6 protein-coding genes are annotated in these 16011 nt (G+C 33.6%); all 6 read right to left on the reverse strand.

Annotated elements, in window-relative coordinates; translation table 11 throughout:
- Positions 1-850 precede the first annotated feature (850 nt).
- From MYRA21_RS14690 to MYRA21_RS18800, 6 genes are read right to left on the reverse strand one after another with little or no spacing between them, the layout of a single operon-like run.
- A complete protein-coding gene (locus MYRA21_RS14690; protein ID WP_006258802.1) occupies positions 851-2809 on the reverse strand; it encodes an OmpA family protein in 1959 nt (652 codons plus the stop codon).
- A gap of 29 nt (positions 2810-2838) precedes the next feature.
- On the reverse strand, positions 2839-3771 hold the full coding sequence (locus MYRA21_RS14695) for a type IX secretion system membrane protein PorP/SprF (protein WP_006258801.1): 933 nt from the start codon (positions 3769-3771) through the stop codon (positions 2839-2841).
- An 8-nt stretch (positions 3772-3779) separates the two neighbouring features.
- Positions 3780-5072, reverse strand: coding sequence for a gliding motility-associated C-terminal domain-containing protein (locus MYRA21_RS14700; protein ID WP_016361646.1), 1293 nt, complete (start codon positions 5070-5072; stop codon positions 3780-3782).
- Positions 5073-5088: 16 nt separating this feature from the next.
- Positions 5089-7626: a hypothetical protein gene (locus MYRA21_RS14705; protein WP_225582016.1), complete on the reverse strand. Its 2538-nt coding sequence runs from the start codon at positions 7624-7626 to the stop codon at positions 5089-5091.
- A gap of 10 nt (positions 7627-7636) precedes the next feature.
- Positions 7637-8143 carry a hypothetical protein gene (locus MYRA21_RS14710; protein WP_006260399.1) on the reverse strand — a complete coding sequence of 169 codons (507 nt, stop codon included), beginning with the start codon at positions 8141-8143 and terminating at the stop codon, positions 7637-7639.
- Positions 8144-8145: 2 nt separating this feature from the next.
- Positions 8146-15984 carry a hypothetical protein gene (locus tag MYRA21_RS18800; protein ID WP_039329594.1) on the reverse strand — a complete coding sequence of 2613 codons (7839 nt, stop codon included), beginning with the start codon at positions 15982-15984 and terminating at the stop codon, positions 8146-8148.
- Positions 15985-16011 lie beyond the last annotated feature (27 nt).

A 16011-nucleotide genomic window follows, 5' to 3' on the forward strand; every position in this document is an offset into this window, starting at 1 on the left:
CCAGTATAATACCAATTCTACCTCCTACACCCTCTTTTGTCCTATCTGTTTTTTTACTACCTTTGCCTACAGTAAAGGCTTTGACTCAATGGCTATTATTGAGAATATTCTTCTATTCAAAGTCTGGTACATCTCACTAAAAAGAAAGCACAAATCACAGCTTTCAAAATCTCAACTTTAAAATTTTAACAAGTTTTTTAACATCGTAAATTCACTGCGAATCGAGTATTCATGCGGTCTCCGTTGTGGTTTGTTCGGAAGGTGTTCGGAAAACACCCCCTCTTTCCGAACACTTTGCAAAGAACTTCCGAACAACGTCCAAACAACCTTCCCGAAAGCCTTGCTGTCACTAGCTTTACCACGTGCTTAGATACGCTAAAAAAAGCTTAAATGTTAATATTTTTAACAACTGTGATTTGTCCTGTTTTTAGAATTTATAGTGGTTGCAATATTCTCACAATGAGATAATTATGGCCTATTAATTTTACTAGGCATACCTAATTAAAACTAATATGTAGGCTTCCTTGGATCTTTATTGATAAATATGTTTGATTTTTTAGAGATTCTCTTCACAGATATACTAACAAAAACATGTTCTATTTCATGTCCTAAAGTTTATTTCCTAATTCTTTAGATGTATATTATTTTTCCTTAATCATTATAACCATAATATACACTTGATGTATTTTAATTTTTTGATAATAGTTTATTAAATAAAAAAGCTCCCTTCACAGGGAGCTTCTTAGGCTAATACTGTTGTTTTAGATCCAACAGTGGGGATCGGTCGAAAAAAAAAATTGATTTGTTGTTTTATTAAACTACGTATTCAAAAATTGATATTTTAAAAAGTCTAGAGTTCGATAATTATAAACTCGCTACGTCTATTTAACTGATGTTCCTCTACAGAACATGGCACTCCATTGCTACACTTATTCTGTAGCTGTGTCTCTCCATATCCTTCTCCTGTAATTCTACTTCTCTCAATGCCTTGATTCACCATCCACTCTACTGTAGACTTAGCTCTGCGATCTGATAACTTAAGGTTGTAGTCATCATTTCCTCTACTGTCAGTATGTGAGCGAACATCTATCTTCATCGTTGGGTATTCTTTTAATACCTCTACTACTTTGATTAGCTCTGCCGCTGCATCTGGGCGAATATTAGATTTGTCAAAGTCGAAGTAAATAGGATTTAGCTTAAGCTTCTTAAATAAGTCATCGTTTACTGTCACTGGTTCTAAAGTCTTCTCTAGTCCGATATCTACTCGTTTTACTCCTTGTTGACGTTCTACGATAAATACAACTTCAACTGTATTATACTCCTCTTTCTCAGCTTTAATACGGTATTTCCCTCCACAATCTAATAAATTAGACAGATAATATCCTTTTGCATCTGTGATTATCGTATCTGTCTGCTGATAAAGAGCATCTGATAAAATCACTCTAGCATTAACTAATGGCTCTTTAGTCACCTTGTCATACACTATTCCTTCAAGGGCTTGCTTACAAGGTTTTTCTTTAAAGAAATAGATATCATCTCCTCCACTAGCCCCTGGTCTATTAGAACTTATAAATCCCTTGTGAGATTTGCTGTCTATATACAAACCGAAATCGTCAGATGGACTGTTAATTGGCGTTCCCATATTAGCAACTTGACCAATGCTTCCATCTACATTAATCTTAGCTACAAACATATCTAATCCTCCTAATCCAGGATGACCATCTGATGCAAAAAACAAGAAGTAGTCTTCTGATATAAATGGAAAAGTTTCTCTACCTGCTGTATTTACTTTAGCACCGATATTCTCTACATTGCCATACTCCCCTGTAGGATAAATAGCTACTCTAAAGATATCTGATTGCCCCAATGTTCCTTTTCTGTCTGAAGAAAAATAAAGCCACTTACCATCCGGTGTCAAACTAGGATGGGCTGTATTGAAATAATCCGAGTTAAACGGAAGTTCCAATACTTGTCCCCACAAGCCATCCGCGCCTTTAGTGGCTTTATATATTTTTAATAAAGATGATTTGTCCTTATTGTTTCTTCTCTTTCCCTTTTCACTAGAGTTATTTCTAGTAAAGTACATCGTATTACCATCCTTTGTAAAGACAGCTGTTGCATCATTTACTCTAGAACTTATCTCTTTAGCGAACTGCTTAGGCTCTGAGAAAGTCCCATCAACGTTAATCGTACTACTGTACAAGGCTGTAAAACTCTCATTAGTCCACTCATGAATAGCCTTATCTACTTCTTGATTACGAGCTGATGTAAAAATTAATTCATTGCCTAATATAGCAGCTCCATAATCCGAAAACTCTGTATTAATACTCAAAGCCTTTATATTATACAAATCTTGTTTGTCTTCTATCTTTTGCAAGTAATCCTTATTCTCTTGAAAAAGTTGTGCTCTAGAATCGTTTGCCTCTAATTTAGAGAATTCCTCCATTTTTTGCTTAGACTTGTCATAACTCTCAACAGATTTAAGCGTCTGTGCATAACGATAGTAATATTCTGATGGAATTGGCTCTTTTCCTTTATCGCCATACTCTCCATCAAATAGTGTTTCATACCACTTATTAGCCTCAGGTAACTTTCCATTAAAATAATAAGCATCGGCTAACTTCTTTAGCATATCTGCATTAGTATATCCCTTGTTTGCGATGCGCTCATAAATCTTAATTGCATCTACATAAGCCTGAGTTTGATATTCCTTATTCGCTTTCTTCTCTGCTACTTTCTGTCCATAAGTACTAATACCTACGAAAAGCAACATTGTCAATAAGCTTATTTTTAATAGCTGTTTTTTCATAGTTTCTCTTTCTTTATAGCTAATTTTCCTTAGAAGAATCGCGGTGCATTAATTGTACTACGACGATTAAATAGTTCAAATCTTAAGAAGATTTCGTGTGATCCTGAGTTATAACGTTGAAGAGCAGTAGTCTCAAAGTCATAAGAATATCCTACAAATAGATTTTCATTGACTTGGAATCCTGCCAAGGCGCTCACTGAAGCATCCCAACGATAAGCTCCTCCTAAAGTAAATTTATCATAGAATAAAAAGTTAGCTGTTAAATCAACCTGTAATGGTGCTCCACTTACTGCCTTAACTAAAGCTGCTGGCTTAATTAACAAGTTCTCACTCACATCGAATACATATCCTCCCATTAAGTAGAAGTGCATCTTCTGACGCATCGTCGTGATGTCGTTATCATCATAGCGATCCGTAGTTAAGAAGTTCGGAACTGATAACCCTACATAAGCTTTATCAGAGTATAAATAAACCCCTGCTCCAATATTAGGATTAAACTTATTATTAATATTCTCTTGACTTACAGGATCAGTAGGATTATGTATGTTAAGCTTTGTATAATCAACACTTAATAGATTAGCAGTCGCTTTTAACCCGAATGCTAATTTATAATCAGCGTTTAAGTCAATAGCATAAGCTAAATCTACAGAGATATTATTCTCATCCATCGCTCCTAGACGATCATTGGTAAAGTTCACTCCTAGTCCTAATCCACTTTCTCCAAGAGGTGTAGACACAGACACATTTGCTGTCTTAGGTGCTCCATCTAGCCCTACCCACTGTGTTCTATACATCCCAAACACGTTTAATGTCCCACGACTTCCTGCATAAGCTGGGTTGATCATATTAGTATTATACATATATTGGGTATACTGTGGATCTTGCTGAGCTTGCATAGTTTGGAAGCAGCCTATTAGCAATAGACTGATTCCAAATTTCTTTATATTTTGTTGAATACTCATAACTCTTTTTACTTATTACTTTCTAAATGTAGATAACCCGATTTCTTAATCATACGAGAGCCACTAGCGTCTTTATACTCATAACTTACGATGTAGAAATAAGTACCTGTAGGTAATTTCTCCCCTTTATTTACAGTAACACGTCCATCAGAGTATCCTCTAAACACATTACCTGCACTGTCATAACTCTTCGTATCATATACCTTAACTCCCCAACGGTTGTAAATCTCTACTGTATTATTAGGGAATCTGTTAATATTATCTATAATAAAGTAATCATTCTTACCGTCTCCATCAGGAGAAACAAGGTTATAAATAACGATATCTCCGTCTAAGATTAGATCTGTATTCACAGTAGCTAATGTAAAGAATCCGTACCCTTTAACACTAGTAGGTGTAGTGATCTCTTTTTTCTCTAGATCCACTACTCCTCCTTCGTCTACCCAAAGCTGTTGCTTAGCATCCCATCGTACGATGTGTAATTCTTTCTCTGGGTTCACTAATAACTCTTTTGGTGTAGTACGCTCATCCCAACTTAACGTCAGCATGATATCTCCTTTGCTGTTATCACTTCCTTTATCTACTGTCCAGTACTCGCGCTCATCTAATAAATTAATCACTCCTGACTTTGCACTACGCGCTCTAAAGAAGTTCTTATCGTCTAAATTATACTTCCCTTCATACGCATCCTTTACATGCTCAGGAGCAGTGATTCTAGCATAACGGTATAGTCCTTTATCTCCTTTAGGGTATTGGAATTCCTCATTACCTATCTTCTCTACATAGCCTTCTGCATGGCTTTTATCTGTTGGATGAAGTGCTTTTGCTCCTTGGTGGAAGGTTAGCATCCCTGCTAGTGAATCTACCTTAATAATACCATCTTTAAAGTCTACACTACCTCTTACGTTAGCCTCGTTCTTTAGGTCAAAGGCCATGTCTTTAGTTGAATTGTCTAGTACTACATTAAAGAAATTAGAAGGTTGGCTTCCTGTGATATGTTGAGCTCCTTTTGCTTCTTCAAAAGGAGTGAACACAGCTTTAGAACCTTTGGCGTTAGTGCTGTGATCATATATATTGTCATTGTTAAAGTTGCTGTAGTAATAAACCGTTCCATCATTCTTTACATACCCTTCTTTTGTATTGTCAAAATCATAGATAGTAGACATCACTCCTCCTTCGGCTATCGAAATCTTTCCTTGGTTTACCATTACTTGGTCTTTCTTAGCTTGCTGGGCTACTACTGTAGCTGGCAATGCTAAACCTAATAAAGCAACTGATTTATATAATTTTCTTGATTTCATAGTTTTTATTTTATAATTAATTAGCTACTGCTTGATTTAACAACATCGGATTAGTAACAGCAGAACAATCATTTACTTTGATCTCAAACTCATTTGATGTGTCTGAACATTGATTGTTAGTTACATTTAATCGAATGCGTAAACCATTTAATTCTTTACTAGCATGACTAACTTTAATTGTTTTTCCCTCAAGAATAATTCTATTTGAAAAAGTAGTATTATCTAATTCTTTCCAATTTGTTGTTCCAGTTGTAGTGTATTCCCATTTATAATTTGAAACATTTGTAGTTATAGATACTTTAGCAGAGTCAAAGTTTTCACAAATCACAATATTGTCAATATCCTTACTTACCTCTGGCAAGGCATTAATCACAATAGTAAATTCTTTTTTAGGACCTATACATCCATCTTTTCCCTCTGCTACAAAATATTTATAAGTACCTACAGCAGTTGGACTAGGAACATCTGATAATTCAACTTGATTACTATCAAAATAAACCAATTCATAACCTTTATCTTTTCCTGTAGCAGATAACTCATTTTCTAATACTAAAGGCTCTCCAAAACATAACTCTGTATTCTTAGCAATAGGTGAAGTAGTTACTTTTTCAATACTGATTTCTAACCTAGCATAACAACCATCCTCCATATCTGGTACCATCACATAATACATTTTTCTACTGCCATCACTGTTAACTGAAAAATCTCCAGTTACTAAACCATCATTAGATGTATAACTTGTCGGTACTTTACTATAAAACTTAGCTCCAGGAGGATATATATTTATAATTTCACTTCTATCAAATCCTGTTGTTGGTACAGAACAAAAAGCCTTAAATTGCATAATTCCATCTTCTACAGGAGGGTTACAGTTTTGCAAGAAGTCTGTTGTAACACTTATCTTAGAAATAAAATCATCATAAACAGGACCTGCACAAACTCCGTTTCCATAATCTCTCACTAAGTCTGAGTTTACCTTTGATTTTGATGTAGCTCCTTCTCCTGATATTTTACCATTGATCTTTACATCTAATCCACACACATTGGTAGATAACAATACACAATTATCAGATACTCTAAATCTATATTTTAATTGCGCTAACAGCTTTTCTTTTGTTGTATCTAAAGGTAAATTTCCAATATCCCAAACAATTTTACCCCCTGCTGTAACACTTGGATCATTTGTACCTCCAGTAGGGGGTACCCAAGTAACACTTCCTGATGCATCTAGATCTGGCACTATCTCCGCATCTAAGAAATGTAGATTAAAAGGTACAGGTATTTCAATTTTAGAATTATTAACTGCTTCTGTTCCTTTGTTATAAACATCTAGCTCAAATTCAAACTCTTGCCCAGGAGTGATTGTTCCATTATTTAATGGTTTTACACCTCCATAATTAGTTGCTTTATTCTCTCCTACTACATCAGGAACATAAGCATCTACAGCAAACACTATATTAAATATGATGTATGTATCTTGATTTGATCCATATGAAAATGAAGTTGATGACTGATTATTTCCTATGATTTGATTACTAGTATTATTTAACTCAAACATAGAAATATCCATTCCTGTATTATTGATTAAGTTTGGATTTCTTGGGTTTCCTCCTGTATGAATTGAAGAATTAAAAAAGTTATTAGTAGAGTTACCTCCATGGCTTAAGTCTTGATAGCTATTAGAATTTCTTTTTTGAATCTTAAAATAGTCCCCAGAGATATCCTCATCTCCTTCACCCGCCATCATTCCAATTTTTACATTTACATCTCCATTTTGGGTAGCTCTAAAACCACTCACTGGTAAAATAGCTGCACCTGTTCTTTTAACCATATAACCATAACCATCAAAAACAGTAATATCTCTCCACTTCATCGAAGTGTTTTTATAAATAACAACCATTCCCCATCCTCCATAGAATCCAGTTCCTCCTCCTTTCCCTTCTTTTAAGGCAATGTCAGCCACAAAATAATTTGAAGCCCCATGTTCACGAACATAATCAGTTACATCAGCATAAGCCGCATACATAGCTCCTTCTGATGTAGAGGGGTAATATATATCAGTATCTTTTGCTGTTATTTGTATATATGATTGGTTTTTAGCTTTTAACTTAACTTTACGTTTATCCAATCCGTCGAAAGTCAATGGACTATTTGTATTCCTAACATCTATATCATGAGCACGTCCCGTCCAATATAAGCCTGCATATACAATTTCAGTACATTCACCACCTGGTAGAATTAGTTCTGCAGAAGATGAATTTATCGTATTTCGATCATTGTCAATGTCTACATAGATCATCTCATTATTATTTCCCCCTTGCTTTCCACTATTTGCATAATTTTTTAAAGTAAGGTTAGTATTACCAATCATGGTAAAATCTCCTTGCAGATTATAATTCTTTACATTAGTATAAGGCATTGGAGCCTTCGGTGACTCACGTGGTTTAAAATCTTTTACAACTTGTGCATACCCCAAGTTACTTCCTAGTACTAAAAAACTTAATAATAAGAGAGTTGATAGATAAGCACTTATTTTTTTTGAATATTTTTTCATAGCTTTTCCATTAACTTGGTTGATCCATTGTTGAATACAGAATTTCAACATCTTGTTTTTCGTTTAACTTTTGTAATAAATCAATAAACTCTGTTTTAATTAACTCTTTATCTAATTCTCGATATGATCTAATGTAGATGTATTTAAGACTTTCTAATTGAATAATTAAATCTTTGGGAACAACAATTTGCTGCTTTCCATCCCATTTAATATTTATTAAAATAACCTCTTTTAATTTATCTTTATAAACATTGCTTAAACCAATAAAGTCACTAGTGTCTTCAATAGACATTTCAACTATCTCTTTAGAGTTTCCTTGGTGAATTTTAGCTTGCTTATCAAATGCTATAAACATAGAGGTTGGTGCACCATTAGCTAGGTAATTAAGATCATTAGCTTGTGAATCAGTTAATTTAATAAGTTTCTGATTGTATTCGAAAATAGCACTTTGTGCTTGTGCTTTGATTCCAAAGCACAAGCCAAAAGCTATTATTATATATAAAATATTATTTTTCATAATTAATTATCTTCATTAACAGAGAATACAATGTTTATAAAGCTTCCTATATTTACATTAGCGGTATCATTTACTTTATATGTCATTAATCCTTCTGCATTAATACTTACAATAGTAAATACTCCTTCTGTTGCATAAGTCACATGAAAACCTAGCTCTGATGCAGGTAAAACTGGTAAAGCTGATGCTCCAGTACTACTCATTACAGGGCTTCCAAATTGTTTCTTATAAATAGCATACATATCTATTGTACCTGTACGAGTTGTATTATTATATGTAACGCCTTCTTGTTGGGCTTGACTCTCTGCTGTAGGAACCATTACTGAAGGCATATAGAAGAACTTAGGCATCGCTGCTTTTAAAGCTTTTATAACGTCTCCGTTTTTATCTACTGCTAATAAATGCTGAGTAACCCCTTCACTTTCATTAACTGCTTGCGTTTTTTTCTTATCAAGCCCCGTTAAAGCAAGCGTATTATCAGTAGTAGTATTAATAGCTGTTTTTTTAGTTAATAAACCTCCTAATTGGATATTAGTATCTGCTTTAGTAAGTCCATTATTAGCTGTAACTATCTCCCCTACATCAGTCTGGTTTTTCCAAGTAGGAACTCCTGTATTATCTGTAACCAATACTTGATTATTACCTGCATTAGCTATGTCTTCTGGTTTTATCGTTCCGTTTTGGATATGATCTGTTGTAATTTTATTATTAGCAATATTTAGTTTGACATCAGTTAATAATGATTTAGTAGCTGTTGTTGCTATTGCATTACTATCAGTACCTATAACAATTACACCATCTGTTGTTAATGTTTTAGCATCAACTACCTTATCAACTGTTACATCTGGTGTGCCTGGAATCCAAGCTTGTGTTGTTTGGTCATAAATTAAGGTTTGTGCATTAGAAGGTTTAGTATCACTAACTGGCGTACCTTGGATAGCTTGTACTACTGTTTTACCTTCTTTTAGTACAGCATCTCCTTCTAAAATTAACTCTGCCTCTTCTCCATTAACAGAACTTACTATAGCTGTTTCCCTAGTTACAAGGGTATTAGAAGTAGCAGACTTTTTATTAACCCACTTAGTTGTAGCTGTATCTCCTGTTCCTTCTGTTACTAAAATTTGTCCATCTGTTCCTGGTTTAATTTTGTCAGTCGTAATTCCTTTATCTGCAATTTGGATACCGGCATCAGCTAATAACTTATCAGTTCCATTTGCTCCTGTTACAAACTCAAGTCCTCCTGCTAACGATAAATCACCTTTTGTATTATCTACTGTAGTTTTTAACTCTTCTAATGCCTCTTGTACATTTGTTGATGTAAAACCGTTATTACTGTTATCAAAGACAATAGCCTTAGCATTGGTATCAATACTTGTGATTGTATCTCCTTTAGCATTTTTAAAAGTATACACTCCGTCTAATACTTCTACTTTTGTTGTATTAGCATCAATGACAACAACATCTCCTGCTACTGTAGTATGCGTATAGGTACCGTCGTTATTGTTTACTAATGTATCACTTGTCCCGTCTAACTTAGTTTTTAACTCTTCTAATGCCTCTTGTACATTTGTTGATGTAAAACCATTAGTGCTGTTATCAAAGGCAATAGCCTTAGCATTGGTGTCAAACGTTACTGGTGTGCCATCGCCATTGTCATAAGTATAAGTACCATCGTTATTATTGGTTAAGCTTCCTTTAGAAACTGTTCCTAATACTGTATTGTCATCCGATTTTAAAGTAATAGTTCCATCATTATTATCAACTAATGTTACACCTGCACCTGATCCTACTTTACTTAATAACTTATCAATTGCATCTTGTACATTATCTGCTCCTAACTTAGATTTACTATCATCAAAGGCAATAGCTTTTGCATTGGTATCAATAGAAGTGATTGTATCTCCTTTTCCATCTTTGAAAGTATACACTCCGTCTAATACTTCTACTTTTGTTGTATTAGCATCAATGATAACAACATCTCCTGCTACTGTAGTATGCGTATAGGTACCGTCGTTATTGTTTACTAATGTATCACTTGTCCCGTCTAACTTAGTTTTTAACTCTTCTAATGCTTCTTGTACATTTGTTGATGTAAAACCGTTATTACTGTTATCAAAGACAATAGCCTTAGCATTGGTGTCAATACTTGTGATTGTATCTCCTTTAGCATTTTTAAAAGTATACACTCCGTCTAATACTTCTACTTTTGTTGTATTAGCATCAATGACAACAACATCTCCCGCTACTGTAGTATGCGTATAGGTACCATCGTTATTGTTTACTAATGTATCACTTGTCCCGTCTAACTTAGTTTTTAACTCTTCTAATGCCTCTTGTACATTTGTTGATGTAAAACCGTTATTACTGTTGTCAAAAGCAATAGCCTTAGCATTGGTGTCAAACGTTACTGGTGTACCATCGCCATTGTCATAAGTATAAGTACCATCGTTATTATTGGTTAAGCTTCCTTTAGAAACTGTTCCTAATACTGTATTGTCATCTGATTTTAAGGTAATAGTTCCATCATTATTATCAACTAATGTTACACCTGCACCTGATCCTACTTTACTTAATAGATTATCAATTGCATCTTGTACATTATCTGCTCCTAACTTAGATTTACTATCGTCAAAAGCAATTGCTTTTGCATTGGTATCAATACTTGTGATTGTATCTCCTTTAGCATTTTTAAAAGTATACACTCCGTCTAATACTTCTACTTTTGTTGTATTAGCATCAATGATAACAACATCTCCTGCTACTGTAGTATGCGTATAGGTACCGTCGTTATTGTTTACTAATGTATCACTTGTCCCGTCTAACTTAGTTTTTAACTCTTCTAATGCCTCTTGTACATTTGTTGATGTAAAACCATTAGTACTGTTATCAAAGGCAATAGCCTTAGCATTGGTGTCAAACGTTACTGGTGTACCATCGCCATTGTCATAAGTATAAGTACCATCGTTATTATTGGTCAAACTTCCTTTAGAAACAGTTCCTAATACTGTATTGTCATCTGATTTTAAGGTAATAGTTCCATCATTATTATCAACTAATGTTACACCTGCACCTGATCCTACTTTACTTAATAGATTATCAATTGCATCTTGTACATTATCTGCTCCTAACTTAGATTTACTATCGTCAAAAGCAATAGCTTTTGCATTGGTATCAATAGAAGTGATTGTATCTCCTTTTCCATTTTTAAAAGTATACACTCCGTCTAATACTTCTACTTTTGTTGTATTAGCATCAATGATAACAACATCTCCTGCTACTGTAGTATGGGTATAGGTACCGTCGTTATTGTTTACTAATGTATCACTTGTCCCGTCTAACTTAGTTTTTAACTCTTCTAATGCCTCTTGTACATTTGTTGATGTAAAACCATTAGTACTGTTATCAAAGGCAATAGCCTTAGCATTGGTGTCAAACGTTACTGGTGTACCATCGCCATTGTCATAAGTATAAGTACCATCGTTATTATTGGTCAAACTTCCTTTAGAAACAGTTCCTAATACTGTATTGTCATCTGATTTTAAGGTAATAGTTCCATCATTATTATCAACTAATGTTACACCTGCACCTGATCCTACTTTACTTAATAGATTATCAATTGCATCTTGTACATTATCTGCTCCTAACTTAGATTTACTATCGTCAAAAGCAATAGCTTTTGCATTGGTATCAATAGAAGTGATTGTATCTCCTTTTCCATTTTTAAAAGTATACACTCCGTCTAATACTTCTACTTTTGTTGTATTAGCATCAATGATAACAACATCTCCTGCTACTGTAGTATGGGTATAGGTACCGTCGTTATTGTTTACTAATGTATCACTTGTCCCGTCTAACTTAGTTTTTAACTCTTCTAATGCCTCTTGTACATTTGTTGATGTAAAACCATTAGTACTGTTATCAAAGGCAATAGCCTTAGCATTGGTGTCAAACGTTACTGGTGTACCATCGCCATTGTCATAAGTATAAGTACCATCGTTATTATTGGTCAAACTTCCTTTAGAAACAGTTCCTAATACTGTATTGTCATCTGATTTTAAGGTAATAGTTCCATCATTATTATCAACTAATGTTACACCTGCACCTGATCCTACTTTACTTAATAGATTATCAATTGCATCTTGTACATTATCTGCTCCTAACTTAGATTTACTATCGTCAAAAGCAATTGCTTTTGCATTGGTATCAATACTTGTGATTGTATCTCCTTTAGCATTTTTAAAAGTATACACTCCGTCTAATACTTCTACTTTTGTTGTATTAGCATCAATGACAACAACATCTCCCGCTACTGTAGTATGCGTATAGGTACCATCGTTATTGTTTACTAATGTATCACTTGTCCCGTCTAACTTAGTTTTTAACTCTTCTAATGCCTCTTGTACATTTGTTGATGTAAAACCGTTATTACTGTTGTCAAAAGCAATAGCCTTAGCATTGGTGTCAAACGTTACTGGTGTACCATCGCCATTGTCATAAGTATAAGTACCATCGTTATTATTGGTTAAGCTTCCTTTAGAAACTGTTCCTAATACTGTATTGTCATCTGATTTTAAGGTAATAGTTCCATCATTATTATCAACTAATGTTACACCTGCACCTGATCCTACTTTACTTAATAGATTATCAATTGCATCTTGTACATTATCTGCTCCTAACTTAGATTTACTATCGTCAAAAGCAATTGCTTTTGCATTGGTATCAATACTTGTGATTGTATCTCCTTTAGCATTTTTAAAAGTATACACTCCGTCTAATACTTCTACTTTTGTTGTATTAGCATCAATGACAACAACATCTCCTGCTACTGTAGTATGCGTATAGGTACCGTCGTTATTGTTTACTAATGTATCACTTGTCCCGTCTAACTTAGTTTTTAACTCTTCTAATGCCTCTTGTACATTTGTTGATGTAAAACCATTAGTGCTGTTATCAAAGGCAATAGCCTTAGCATTGGTGTCAATTTCTCCTATGACATCTCCTTGTGAGTTTTTAAACTCATATTTATTTGTAGTTGTATTTAAAGATACAGATACTTCTTTTGGATCAATTGTTACTCCTGTCTCTCCTAATTTTGGTTGACCATCAGCACCGATTTGACTCTCATTATAATAAGTAAAGGTCCCATTCGTATTTGGAATCAATAGAGTTACAGTCTCATTACCTTTTACTACTTCATCTAATGTTTTATAAATAACATTCCCTTGATCATCTGCTACACCTACACGATTATTTTCTCCTGTACCTGCATTTAATTTATCTGATGTAACTGCTTTATTACCTAATTTTTCATTAGTTATTCCTTCGTCTGCTACTTGAATAGTAACATCAGCTAATAATGCCTTAATCCCAGTGGTTTTAGCCAAAAATTCTAAACCACCAGACACTACCAAATCTCCTGTGGTACCAGCTACTTCTGTAATTTTATCTAATAATTTCTCTATAGCTTCTTGAACATTTGTTACTCCAAGATTTGTAGTATTATCATTATAAACAATTGCATTTGCATTTGCATCAATCTCTCCTATAACATCTCCTTGTGAGTTTTTAAACTCATATTTATTTGTAGTTGTATTTAAGGATACAGATACTTCTTTTGGATCAATTGTTACTCCTGTCTCTCCTAATTTTGGTTGACCATCAGCACCGATTTGACTCTCGTTATAATAAGTAAAGGTTCCATTGGTATTTGGAACTAATAAAGTTATAGTCTCATTCCCCTTAACAATAGTACTGAACTTTGAATTATCAACATTCTCAAACTTCTGAGTTACTTTATTCCACTCTTGGAAAATAACATCACCTGTTGTTTGGTCATAAACAATCTTAGTAAACCCTCCTTTACTCTCTGTGACATACTTGATATAATCATTGATTGTATTAAAGGTACGACCATCTACTTCTACTGGTTGTTTTACAATTGTTTCAAATTGATTTACAACACTTGATGGAATATCTACAAGTGTAGTGGTTCCGTCTTCACTTGTGTAGGTGTAAGTTCCATCTTGATTGTCCACTAAAGTAGTTATAGTCTCATTCCCCTTAACAATAGTACTGAACTTTGAATTATCAACATTCTCAAACTTCTGAGTTACTTCATTCCACTCTTGGAAAATAACATCACCTGTTGTTTGGTCATAAACAATCTTAGTAAACCCTCCTTTACTCTCTGTGACATACTTGATATAATCATTGATTGTATTAAAGGTACGACCATCTACTTCTACTGGTTGTTTTACAATTGTTTCAAATTGATTTACAACACTTGATGGAATATCTACAAGTGTAGTGGTTCCGTCTTCACTTGTGTAGGTGTAAGTTCCATCTTGATTGTCCACTAAAGTAGTTATAGTCTCATTTCCCTTAACAATAGTGCTGAACTTTGAATTATCAACATTCTCAAACTTCTGAGTTACTTCATTCCACTCTTGGAAAATAACATCACCTGTTGTTTGATCATAAACAATCTTAGTAAACCCTCCTTTACTCTCTGTGACATACTTGATATAATCATTGATTGTATTAAAGGTACGACCATCTACTTCTACTGGTTGTTTTACAATTGTTTCAAATTGATTTACAACACTTGATGGAATATCTACAAGTGTAGTGGTTCCGTCTTCACTTGTGTAGGTGTAAGTTCCATCTTGATTGTCCACTAAAGTAGTTATAGTCTCATTTCCCTTAACAATAGTGCTGAACTTTGAATTATCAACATTCTCAAACTTCTGAGTTACTTCATTCCACTCTTGGAAAATAACATCACCTGTTGTTTGATCATAAACAATCTTAGTAAACCCTCCTTTACTCTCTGTGATATACTTGATATAATCATTGATTGTATTAAAGGTACGACCATCTACTGTAATAGGTCCTTTAGTAATTATCTCTTCAAAATTATTAATTACGCCCCCAACAACATCAATAGCATAAATTCCTTTAGATAAATTTAAAGGATCAACATTAGAAGGAATAATATCATTATTAGCAATCAAGTATTCTTCTGAAACATAATACTGCTTATTAGCTACAGTAATAATCGCAGTTTTACTCTCATTTGCAGTAATTACTTCTTTAATAGAAACTTCTTTCCTTTCTCCTTCTTTAGTTATATATGTAAGTTTATCACCATCATAATAAACATTTCCTCCTACATACGTTCCATCTAAATAATTTGTGATATGTTCTTGAACAGTTTTATTATTAATAATATCACCAAACTTATTAATAACTGTTTCTTTTATTTTTATACGAACTCCTTCTCCAATAATATTTCCATTGCGATCTACTGAATTTTCATTATAATAAATATAGTCTCCAGTTTTTTCGTCATGTACTATTGTAGTTAATTTCTCTTTGATTTCTTGTTTGATAATTTTGTCTCCATCTTTTACATAGGTATAAAACTTATCTCCTTCATAAATAACATTACCTTCAGTGTTTTTTACAATATTTTTGATGATATTTTTTACCTTATCACCATCCATATTTACAATTTCTTCAAAATTGTTTACTACAATTTGTGGAATATCTTTATCAGCTGTTAAGCGTGACCATTTATCTATATCCCAATAGTAGTAACCTGGAGTAATATCGCCTTGTTTTTTTGTCGCATAGACTAATAAACTTTGTACATTGCCATTTCTAATTGTAACCTTATCCTTTGTGCTTTCCAATGCAACATTAGGAATTAATAAACCACGGTCTTTTGATTCAATTAATAATTCTGCAGATTTATTAGGAGTTGCTGTACCAATTCCTACTTGGGCATTAGTAGCAAAAGTTCCCAATAAAAGTGCAACAGGGAGTAATCTCTTTTTCATATATTTTAATATTGATTATAGATACTT

The organism is Myroides sp. A21 (assembly GCF_000807225.1).
Taxonomy (GTDB): Bacteria; Bacteroidota; Bacteroidia; order Flavobacteriales; family Flavobacteriaceae; genus Flavobacterium; species Flavobacterium odoratimimum.

Coding starts and splice junctions, on each gene's coding strand:
- MYRA21_RS14690 (WP_006258802.1), bottom strand. CDS start 2,809: ATGAAAAAACAGCTATTAAAAATAAGCTTATTGACAATGTTGCTTTTC.
- MYRA21_RS14695 (WP_006258801.1), bottom strand. CDS start 3,771: ATGAGTATTCAACAAAATATAAAGAAATTTGGAATCAGTCTATTGCTA.
- MYRA21_RS14700 (WP_016361646.1), bottom strand. CDS start 5,072: ATGAAATCAAGAAAATTATATAAATCAGTTGCTTTATTAGGTTTAGCA.
- MYRA21_RS14705 (WP_225582016.1), bottom strand. CDS start 7,626: ATGAAAAAATATTCAAAAAAAATAAGTGCTTATCTATCAACTCTCTTA.
- MYRA21_RS14710 (WP_006260399.1), bottom strand. CDS start 8,143: ATGAAAAATAATATTTTATATATAATAATAGCTTTTGGCTTGTGCTTT.
- MYRA21_RS18800 (WP_039329594.1), bottom strand. CDS start 15,984: ATGAAAAAGAGATTACTCCCTGTTGCACTTTTATTGGGAACTTTTGCT.